General features: G+C 65.9%; 8 protein-coding genes and 4 pseudogenes. 6 read left to right on the top strand and 6 right to left on the bottom strand.

What is annotated here, in order from left to right; genetic code table 11:
- A pseudogene (locus tag IE274_RS38905) lies at positions 1–199 on the bottom strand (helix-turn-helix domain-containing protein); the annotation flags it as partial.
- A 104-nt stretch (positions 200–303) separates the two neighbouring features.
- Here IE274_RS38905 and IE274_RS38900 point away from each other — a divergent pair.
- A pseudogene (locus tag IE274_RS38900) lies at positions 304–528 on the top strand (helix-turn-helix domain-containing protein); the annotation flags it as partial.
- A 55-nt stretch (positions 529–583) separates the two neighbouring features.
- Here the strand turns inward: IE274_RS38900 and istB (IE274_RS38895) are convergent.
- Both istB (IE274_RS38895) and istA (IE274_RS38890) read right to left on the bottom strand, forming a co-directional pair.
- Positions 584–1,354: an IS21-like element helper ATPase IstB gene (gene istB / locus IE274_RS38895; protein ID WP_190120678.1), complete on the bottom strand. Its 771-nt coding sequence runs from the start codon at positions 1,352–1,354 to the stop codon at positions 584–586.
- Positions 1,351–2,703: an IS21 family transposase gene (gene istA, locus IE274_RS38890; RefSeq protein WP_443732152.1), complete on the bottom strand. Its 1,353-nt coding sequence runs from the start codon at positions 2,701–2,703 to the stop codon at positions 1,351–1,353. Before istA (IE274_RS38890) ends, istB (IE274_RS38895) begins: the two co-directional genes overlap by 4 nt.
- 108 nt (positions 2,704–2,811) lie before the next feature.
- Between istA (IE274_RS38890) and istA (IE274_RS38885) the strand changes: the two genes are divergently transcribed.
- Together istA (IE274_RS38885) and istB (IE274_RS38880) are read left to right on the top strand one after the other, a co-directional pair.
- Positions 2,812–3,930 (top strand): IS21 family transposase, encoded by a 1,119-nt coding sequence (gene istA, locus IE274_RS38885; RefSeq protein ID WP_229910119.1) that lies wholly within the window; start codon positions 2,812–2,814, stop codon positions 3,928–3,930.
- Positions 3,930–4,754, top strand: coding sequence for an IS21-like element helper ATPase IstB (gene istB, locus IE274_RS38880; protein WP_190120677.1), 825 nt, complete (start codon positions 3,930–3,932; stop codon positions 4,752–4,754). Before istA (IE274_RS38885) ends, istB (IE274_RS38880) begins: the two co-directional genes overlap by 1 nt.
- A 63-nt stretch (positions 4,755–4,817) precedes the next feature.
- On the opposite strand, the pseudogene IE274_RS38875 reads toward istB (IE274_RS38880), so the two are convergent.
- Both IE274_RS38875 and IE274_RS39960 read right to left on the bottom strand, forming a co-directional pair.
- Positions 4,818–4,999, bottom strand: a pseudogene (locus IE274_RS38875) (helix-turn-helix domain-containing protein); the annotation flags it as partial.
- Between the two features lie 82 nt (positions 5,000–5,081).
- Positions 5,082–5,459: pseudogene (locus IE274_RS39960) on the bottom strand (helix-turn-helix domain-containing protein); the annotation flags it as partial.
- Positions 5,460–5,865: 406 nt separating this feature from the next.
- Here IE274_RS39960 and IE274_RS38865 point away from each other — a divergent pair.
- The 3 genes from IE274_RS38865 to IE274_RS38855 all read left to right on the top strand — a co-directional run bounded on the left by IE274_RS38865 (position 5,866) and on the right by IE274_RS38855 (position 8,569).
- A complete protein-coding gene (locus IE274_RS38865) occupies positions 5,866–7,260 on the top strand; it encodes an NsdA family TPR-like regulatory protein (protein ID WP_504740288.1) in 1,395 nt (464 codons plus the stop codon).
- A gap of 102 nt (positions 7,261–7,362) precedes the next feature.
- The gene (locus tag IE274_RS40530; protein ID WP_372447300.1) at positions 7,363–7,713 is read left to right on the top strand and encodes a group II intron maturase-specific domain-containing protein; all 351 of its coding nucleotides are present in this window, start codon (positions 7,363–7,365) and stop codon (positions 7,711–7,713) included.
- Positions 7,714–8,143: 430 nt separating this feature from the next.
- Positions 8,144–8,569: an ATP-binding protein gene (locus tag IE274_RS38855; protein ID WP_190120673.1), complete on the top strand. Its 426-nt coding sequence runs from the start codon at positions 8,144–8,146 to the stop codon at positions 8,567–8,569.
- 305 nt (positions 8,570–8,874) lie between these two features.
- On the opposite strand, the gene IE274_RS38850 is transcribed toward IE274_RS38855, so the two are convergent.
- Complete coding sequence (locus tag IE274_RS38850) at positions 8,875–9,276, bottom strand: transposase (RefSeq protein ID WP_268255617.1); 402 nt, start codon at positions 9,274–9,276, stop codon at positions 8,875–8,877.
- Between the last annotated feature and the right edge of the window lie 521 nt (positions 9,277–9,797).

The following is a 9,797-nucleotide window of genomic DNA, read 5'->3' as shown; positions in this document are numbered from 1 at the left end:
CGTGGCGCCGGTGTTTGTGGGAGTAGTCGGCCCGGCCGTCGCCGACCCGGTCGCATTCGGAGAGAGTGCCGTCGAGCAGGACGAAGTCGGGATCATGCTCGCGCAGCGGCTTCAGCAGACCAGGGGCACGGGCGGCGAGCAGGTCGAAGACCGCGCTGGTGTAGGCGTGGGCGGTGGACTCGCTGATCCCGAACCCGGCTCTCGGCGTCGCTCGAATCCTGACCCTCTGACGGCGGATCAAAAGTGACCCACTTGGTGATCTTCGCCTGAACCTGATCTTGATCTGAGGTCAGGAGGGAGAGGGTGATCTGCGTGGAGGACTGGGCAGAGATTCGCAGGCTGCACCGGGCCGAGCAGATGCCGATCCGAGCGATCGCGAGGCATCTGGGCATCTCGAAGAACACGGTCAAGCGAGCACTGGCGAGTGACCGGCCGCCGAAGTACGAGCGTCCGGCCAAGGGCTCGGTGGTCGACGCCGTCGAGGTGCAGATCCGTGAACTGCTGCGGGAGACGCCGACGATGCCCGCCATGTCGGCGTACGGGCTTCTCTCCCCAGTTGTGTACAGACGAACGTCCCCAGCTGTCAGGCCACTTCGGTCTCCCGCTCGATGGCCTTGAGGCGGTTCTTCAGCCGGTAGCTTGGACCGTTGATGGCGATCACTTCGCAGTGGTGCAGGAGCCGGTCGAGGATGGCGGTCGCAAGGACCTCGTCGCCGAACACCTGTCCCCATTCGCTGAAGGTCTTGTTCGAGGTCAGGATGATCGAGCCCTTCTCGTAGCGCTTGGAGATGACCTGGAAGACCAGGTTCGCCTCGGCGCGTTCGAGGGGCTGGTAGCCGACCTCATCAACCACCAGGACGCTGGGCCGCAGGTAGGTGCCGAGCTTGTTGACCAGCCGTCCGGCCGTTTCCGCGGCCTTGAGGTTGCGGACCATGTCGTCGAGGCTGGTGAAGTAGATCGAGTAGCCGGCCCTGCAGGCCGCGACCGCGAGGGCGACGGCGATGTGGGTCTTGCCGACCCCGGGCGGCCCCAGCAGGGCGGCGTTGGCCTTGGCGTCGACGAAGGAGAGGGTGGCGAGGTCCTTGACCTTGCGCGGGTCCAACTCGGGCTGGAAGGAGAAGTCGTATTCGTCGAGCGTTTTGTGGTGCGGCAGCTTGGAGAGCCGCAGGCCCTGGCGGAAGCGGCGGTCGTCGCGGACAGCGAGTTCCTCGGACAGCACCAGGTCGAGGAAGTCGAGGTAGCCCATCTTCGCCTCGTCCGCCCGGCGGGTGTATTCGTTGATGGTCTCCGCCAGGTGGGGCAGGCCGAGCTTGGCGGCCGTGGTGCGGATGCGGTTGCCGGTCAGCTCGCTCAAGAGGAATCCTTCGTCGGGGAGTTGGTGGTGAAGGGCCGGGTGCCGGTCAGCTCGTCATAGACCGACAAGGGGCGGCGGCCGATCTCGACGCGGGTGGCCGCGGCCCGGTTCAGGAGGGCCTGCAACGGGCCGCTCTCCCCACCCGGAGGGCGTTCGTGGCGGGGCCGGGGCGGGACGCCGCCGGTGGTGGTCCGGCGGCCCTTGCCGGTGGGCAGGCCGTCCCAGTGCTGTTCTTCGACGACGCGGACGCCGCGGCCCACCGCCCGCGGGTGCATGGCCAGTAGCGTCTCGCCGCTGGCGTCGGAGACGGTGGAGTGCAGCATGACCTGGGACTTCGTGGCCCGGATCTCGACCAGCTGGCGGGGGCGGACTTTCCGGGCGGGCACCGAGTAGAGATTGCCGCCGAAGGCGACCAGGCAGTCCTTGCCGACCGGCCGCAGATGCCGCTCGGCCACCAGATACGGAGTCGGCGGCAGCGGCTTGAGCGCCGCGTGGTCGCGGGCCGCCCGCTCACCGATGACCTCGCGGTGCGTCTTGTGGATCTGGGACCTGCGCTGCGGCACCCAGGCGGCGAAGGCGGCGTCCATCTCCTCGACGGACGAAAACGACCGTCCGGACAGGACGTGGTCGCGGACGATCAGCACTTGGCGCTCGACTCGCCCCTTGCCGGTGGGCCGGTAGGCGGCCAGCACAACGATGTCGAAGTCGTAGTGGCCGGCGAAGCCGACCGCCTCCGGGTGCAGGGGCACCGCCTCGCCCGGGGCGACGTGCCGACGCACGACGGTCTTGGTGCGGTCGTAGACAATCGTCATTGGCACCCCGCCGAAGTGCGCGAACGCCCGGCGGTGGCAGTCGAAGAAAGTCTGCAGGTCCTGGCCGGTGGTGAAGCAGCAGAACGGGTCGCGGGAGTACGACAGCGTCATGTGGAAGGAGTAGACCTTCGCGATGCCCATGTGGGCGAGGATCTTACCCTCGTCGCCCCAGTCCACCTGGGCCTGGGCACCTGGGATGACCTCGAAGCGGCGGTGCATGCCCGCCAACTCCTTTGGTGTGATGCCTAGTTCCTCGGCGATCCTGGGGCGGGCTTCCTGAACGTAGAGCTTGACCCGCTGGTAGTTGCCGGTGAACCCGTACTCAGCGGCCAGCCGCTCGTGGATCACCGATGCCTTCATCAGGACCTCGGCCCGCAACATCGAGTCGATCAGCGGCGCGAACTCGTCGATCTTCCTCGCCAGGGACCGTCCGTTCGCAGACCGGCGCGGCGGGGTCGCCGGACCCGGCGCCGAGAGGTACTTACGGACCGTCTTACGGTCCAGTCCGGTCTCTCGGGCGATCTCCGACAGGCTCATCGCCCTGGACTCCAACAGGCCACGGAAACGCCGCAGTTCCAACCAGCGACGCGGATCCAAGACCATCGCCAACCGCCCTCCGCCGCCCGACACCGACCGAGCAGCAGAGTGCCGACCGAGTCGCCTCAGCGCACCAGGAACTGGCCACGTTCACCCGTACGCGAGTGGGGACGTTCAGGTGTACGCCGACACGCCACGGTGATCGCTGAGCGGATCGGGTGGGAACGCGGGATGACGGTCCTCAAGGAGCGGGTGCGGGAACTGCGGCCTGCCTACGTTCCCGTCGATCCGGTCTCCCGCACGACCTATCAACCGGGTGAGCTGGCCCAGTGCGACCTGTGGTTTCCCGAGGCGGACGTCCCGCTCGGCTATGGGCAGACGGGGCGTCCGCCGGTGCTGGTGATGGTGTCGGGCTACTCGCGGGTGATCGCGGCACGGATGCTGCCCTCGCGCACCACCGGCGACCTGATCGACGGGCACTGGCGGCTGCTGTCCGCCTGGGGTGCGGTGCCCAAGACGCTCGTCTGGGACAACGAGGCCGGAGTCGGCCGCGGCAAGCTCACTGCGGAGTTCGCCGCGTTCGCGGGCCTGCTCGCCACGAAGATCCACCTCTGCCGTCCGCGTGATCCAGAAGCGAAAGGTCTGGTCGAGCGCGCGAATGGCTACCTGGAGACGAGTTTCCTGCCCGGCCGCACTTTCAGCGGCCCCGGCGACTTCAACACCCAGCTGGCCACCTGGCTGACCGTCGCCAACCGGCGTCTGCACCGCACCCTGCAGGCCCGTCCCATCGAGCGGTGGGAGGCCGACCGGGCTGGGATGCTCGCCCTGCCGCCCGTCGACCCGCCCGCCTGGTGGCGGATGCAGACCCGGATCGGCCGCGACCACTACGTCCGCGTCGACACCAACGACTACTCCGTGCACCCCGACGCGATCGGCCGCACTGTCACCGTGCTGACCGACAACGATGAGGTCATCGCGCTGGCGCCCGGCGGCGTGATCGTCGCCCGGCATCCCCGCTGCTGGGCCCGCCACCAGACCATCACCGATCCCGACCACGCCAAGGCGGGCAAGACGATGCGCGGGCAGCTGCACCATCAGCAGGCCGCCCGCCGGGCCCCGACCCAGGATGCCTCCGGCCCGCTCGTCGAGGTCGAGCAACGAGAACTGGGCTCCTATGACCGGCTGTTCACCGTCATCGAAGGCGGCGGCGACAGGGAGGCCGGCTGATGCCCCGCACCACCACTGCCCCGGCCGAAAGCACCCCAGCGGGCCGCAGGACCGGCTCCCAGACGGCCGCCGACCTCGCCTTCCTGGCTCGCGCGATGAAGGCCCCGGCTCTGCTGGACGCCGCCGACCGGCTCGCCGAACGCGCCCGCAAGGAGTCCTGGACCCATGCCGAATACCTGGTCGCCTGCCTCCAGCGCGAGGTCTCCGCCCGCGAATCACACGGCGGTGAGGCGAGAGTACGGGCCGCCCGCTTTCCCGCGATCAAGACGATCGAGGAACTCGACGTCACCCATCTGCGCGGCGTGACGCGACAACAGCTCGCGCATCTGGGCACGTTGGACTTCATCGTCGGCAAGGAGAACGCCGTTTTCCTGGGCCCGCCGGGCACCGGGAAGACACACCTGGCGATCGGGCTCGCGGTCCGCGCCTGCCAGGCCGGACACCGCGTGGCCTTCGCCACCGCCGCCGAGTGGGTCGATCGCCTGGCCGCCGCCCACCACGCCGGACGGCTCCAGGCCGAGCTCACCAAGCTGAGCCGTTACCCGCTGATCGTGGTGGACGAGGTCGGCTACATCCCCTTCGAAGCCGAGGCCGCGAACCTGTTCTTCCAGCTCATCTCGAACCGATACGAACGCGCGTCCGTGATCGTCACCAGCAACAAACCCTTCGGACGCTGGGGAGAGGTATTCGGCGACGAGACCGTGGCCGCCGCCATGATCGACCGCCTCGTCCACCACGCCGAGGTCCACTCCCTCAAGGGCGACTCGTTCCGCATGCGAGGACGCGAGCTCGGACGCGTCCCCGCCACCACCGACAACGACTGAAACGACCAAGCCGGAGACACCCGGGTCAGATTTCAACCGACCAAAGTGGGTCCAGATTCAGCCGACGCCGACACCGGCAGCGATCTTCGCCAGAGTGGTGTGTTCGCGTAGGTACACCAGTGCCACCATCGCGCGCTGAGACGGGCGGAGCTTGCAGCGCCGGCGCCGTCACGGGTGACGATCAGCATGGTGCCCCACTCCACGAGCGCATGAGGCAGGTCGAGTGCGGCAGGACAGATGACCAACGAGGCCCCCGAGCAATCTGATTGAGACGTCAGACATCTCGATCAACAGCCCGGGGGCCTCGCTCGTTGCGCTTCACAGACCGTCACTCGAACGGTGGCCACATCGAAGAAGCTCAATGGTGACGAAGTCCCCTTCCCCCAGGCCCGCCAGCGCCTCGTGCAATCCGGGTGCCCAGGAGGCCAGGACCTCAAGGGTTTCGTCGACGTAGCGCCAGGCCGCTGCTTCCGACCCCCCGAACCCGGCGCCGACCTGCTGATATGTCTCGTTCTTGCGCGGATGGGCCAACGCGAGCAGAGCCTGCTTGAAGCAGCTCAACTTCCGCCACCTCGAACGCAGCTCACACCTTTGCGTGTAGATGAGCTACGAGACGTGCTCGACCAGCTCGTACGGGACATCAAGCACGGAAGGATAGCAAACCAACAGGAGCCCCTTGGCGCCGGCGTCGAGTGAGATCCACACCGCCAACGACAAGGAGGCTCCGCCATGTCACCACACCCCGGCTGACCTGCCCTCTTCCGCTCCTCAGCGAGAGGATGTAAGAGGCTCACTCACACAACCATCAACGAATCAGAACCCCAGCCGTTTCGGATCAATAAGCATTCGGCATCTATAGAGCCGTATCGCCGTAGCAGGACTACCGCATTCCGCACATCGGCTTCGCGTTGCCGCCCTCCCGACATCACCCTCGGCGCGCTTCACTGAACTTTGCCCGGATGCGGATAGCGAAGGAAGGCAGCAAGATTCCCACGCCATCCACTCAACATCATGCACCCCAATGCCGGTAACGCCTTGAAGCATCTCTTCGGACGAGCTGGCTGCAACGGCATCCATCTGGATAGGACCGGAAGCTTCTCTTGAGAGATCAGTGAGGAGTGTGGGGATAGTGCGCTCCGCGCCTAAAAGGGCTAGCCACCCGTTGGCTATCCTGCGACAGCAAGCTGGTTGTACCCATGCCGCCTATGCTCGCCTTGTCGCTGACTGCCACGCGGACCTCGGGTATGGGCGCATGGCCAGCCGACGTGAAAAGGTCGCGCGCTGGGAGTCAGGGAGAGTCATTCCCGAACTGACAGCACAGTTCGCCATCGCCCACCTTCATGGTGTGTCCCAGGAACTGGTGTTGACGCGACAGTGGCCGGACTGGCTGTACACTGCCACGGGCCATGCCGCATTGCTTGCTCCGTGGACAGCTGGGGAAGCAGCGCGCGCCCTGACCAGTGTCGGCCAGATACCCGCACCACCCCCTCGCCAAGAATTCCTTATCATTTCGGGCACGAGCAGTGCCCATGAATTCATTTCCTCCTGGCGTGAAGTGCACGATCACCCCACCCCTTTACCGCTGCTCGGGAGCCACTTCATTGGCTCAGAGGCCATAGAGGCCTTCCAGAATCGGCACGAGGCCATAAAACGTACGTACGCGCAGCTAGGCGCAGGTATCGCACGCCCACTAGCCGACGCCGACCTTGCAACTCTCGCCCTCCTCTGCCGCGAGGCTCGTTGCGACGGGCGGACGGCGGCTTCTCTCTACGCCATAAGCGGCAATGCCGCCGCGTTCTGCGGATGGCTTGCATACGAGGATGGAGACCAGGCGCGCGCCCAGTCATGCTACCTGGCAGCCTTGCGCGCTGCCGCTGCTGCCCATGACCGACACCTCGGATCGTATGCGATGATTTTGCTCGCTAAACATCTAAATGAGCTCGCTGACCCAGACAGTGCGGCGTCTATGCTCGACTCCGCCAGGAATGTCTTGAATCGCGCTCCCTACAACCCTCTACTCACGGCCGTGCTGGAATCATCCTCGGCAGATGTACATGCGTCACTAGGGCAGGCCACGCTATTCGACCGATGCACCGATGCAGCGTTCACGGCATGTTCCGCAACGCCGAGGGAACACGACTTAGCGTTCACTGAATGGGTCAGCATGGACCAAATAGCCATTATGGCGGGAGCCGGCGCCGCGACCCTCGGTCAGGCGCAGCGCGCACTGGAGTGGCTGGAGCCAGTGCTGTGTCCCGCGGGTGGAACTTCTCGGGTTCCGCGCCGGGAGACTGCCTACCACCTGGCACCAACCGCTCGCGCCTATCTTGAACTTGGCAACTTTGAAGCGATAGCACCCTGCGTGGAGGACATGAAGATCTTCCTTGCCCATACCCCGTCCTATGGGGCGCAGCGAGAGCTCTCGAAACTCGCATCGGCACTGACTGATCACTCTCACATCCCAGACGTCCAGGATTACCTGAATGAGGCTGATTTCCTGAGATGAACCCCAGAGGGCGACCGAAACTCCAATGGGCCCTCATGGAGCCCGTAACAGGATCTTGAGTAAACCCTTTCCATCCTGTCTCTGTGGGGCGAAACGGGTTCAATGGGCAGAACTGGTCCGGGAATTGGCCGGACACGTGCTGGCGAGAGTTGGGGTGTGTCTGCATACCGGGAAGTCCGGAATTGTCTGTCTCACCCGGGGCGGACCGGGCTTCGATTGCCTCGGCTTCCACCACCGGAAAGTGGAATTGTGGAAATGGCGGGCAGGTTCTACTTGCAAAGCTGGCCCTCGGCCAGAGCGATGCGGGTGCTGCGGGACAGAGTCCGTGCGGCAACCGTCATCTCGAAGGCCGAACGACCGGTGTCCGCCGTGGTTGTCGACCTCAACCCCGTACTCCGAGGCTGGGGCGCGTACTTCCGCAACGGGAACTCCAGACGGACCGAGAAACAGTGATCACGGAACGTAGCCGCCCACGTCGCAGGACCCGGTGAAGTTGCTGTGCTGGGTCCGGGTGTCTTGATGCTGTCCGGCGTGGCGTCCGTGCACGAGATACGCGCGAAGCACATCGCAAGCTGTAGGCATGCGGAGAAGCCTGTGCTGAAGATGTCCCTGACCCGTACCGCGAGGATGCTGTGCCGCGGGTCGGGGCGTCCTTGGCCTGCTTGTTGACGATCATCAGGTTGGAGACCTTGTCATGAGCCGTTCTGTTCTGGCTACTGACGGGAGCCACGGAGCTGGCTTGCGCGTGGTGCAGCAGCTCGGCGCCGACAGCGAACGGGTTGCGCTCGGACGAGCCGCCCGCGGGCTTCCATCTGCAGTGCGACATGCGGACCTCCACCGCTGTCGACAAGGCACTATCCGCACCTGACGTGAGGAGTCCGTCATGACCACCACCATCGCTGCACCCGCCGCCCCGCAGCACCGCACCCACAGCGGTATCCGGGCCTCGCTGACCGTCCCGCTGTCGGCCACCCCTGCGGCCGCGAAATGCGCCCGCCAGGCCATCATCGCCTTCCTGGCGGGCGCCAGGCGCAAGGAACTGACAGATGACGCGTGCACTGTGGCGACCGAACTCGTCAACAACGCAGTCGAACATGCGGGTGGCCCGATCCAGCTGCGGTTGCGGCTGCACGGGCAGCTCCTGTGTATCGCGTGCCGCGACGGTGACAGCGCCCGCTGGCCCCGCATCTCCGGTGACCTGGACGCTTGGGAGGAACACGGCCGGGGTCTGGCTATGATCGCCGTGCTGGCGCGCGGCTGGCGTGCTCGCCTGGCCCCCGGCGGCAAGGACGTCATCGCCTGGCTGTAGCAGAGCTGCGCAGGGCATGGCCCATGTACGGCAGCCAGTACATGCCACGGTGGGCAAGCGAACCGCGTTGGGTGTGGCTCTCTTGGAGGGACTGGCTGAGCTGGGGCTTTGGCAGAACGATCACGCCAGGTGCGGCTGCCCGTCGGTCGAATGCCGCAGGTGGCTCCACCAGCCGCAACCAAGATCGGCTGGACGCCCGTTACTGGAGGGTGCGGAGCGGCCGGAAGGATCATGTATCGCTTGAGAATCCGCAGGTCTGCGCTGGTGAAGCCGTCCCTCCAAAGGGGTTCCGCGTCCGTCACAGATCAGGTGGTGTTTGCTGCCTGTCTTCCGCCGGTCGACCGGCGACGGGCCGGTCGCGGCTCCCCTTTTTTCGCGCGGATGTGGGAGCCGTCCACACACACGCGGGACCAGTCGAGTTCGCCGGCCGCGTGCAACTTCGCGAGCAGGGTCTGGTGCAACCGCTCGAAGATCCCGGCCTGTTGCCAGCGATCCAGCCGGCGCCAGCAGGCTTGCCCGGAAGCGAACCCCAGCTCCGGGGGCAGAAGTTGCCAGGCGATGTCCTGGTGCAGGACGTACAGGATGCCCTGCAGGCACAACCGATCGTCCACCGGCTTCGGCCCCGACGACCGCTCGCGCCAGGGTGGTAGCAGCGGTTCGATCAATGCCCACAAGTCGTCGTCTACGATCCACGGCCGAGTCGTCACACCCGCCCAAACGATCAGATCGTCACACCGGTCACGCTCAACCAGGCACTCCAGCAAGATCCTGTTACGAGCTCTTGGCAGCAGCGTGGAGATAATGCCACCCTGGCGGATCTTCTGGATGAGAACGGGCAGAGCGCCGTAGGGCGGGTCGATGCCCGCGGGTTGTCCAGGGCGGCGAGTGGCTATTCGATCAAGGAGTCGAGGGTGGGGCCGGTGACGGCGGGGCGGGAGCGGGGTAGCCCACTGGCAGGCCTTGACCCCGGATCTTGAACACGTCTATGCGGCTCGGTCAGGGTAGTTGACGTTGTTTGGAGCGTGCTCTCGTAGGCGATTGGTGATCGCTATCCGAGGCGGGAATGCCAGCGCCGGGTGCTGTATCGGACCAGCTGGCGGAAGGCGTCGAGGCGGGCCTCACGCGCGTTCGGCCAGCTCTTTCGGTCTTGCAGGGTCTCTCTTTTGAAAGCCGCATTGAGCTTCTTCGATGTGGCCACCGTTCGAGTGACGGTCTGTGAAGCGCAACG

The organism is Streptomyces flavofungini (genome assembly GCF_014650815.1).
GTDB classification, from domain to species: Bacteria; Actinomycetota; Actinomycetes; order Streptomycetales; family Streptomycetaceae; genus Streptomyces; species Streptomyces flavofungini.
The sequence above is the reverse complement of the archived record's forward strand: the minus strand, read 5'-3'. Positions and strand labels throughout refer to the sequence as shown.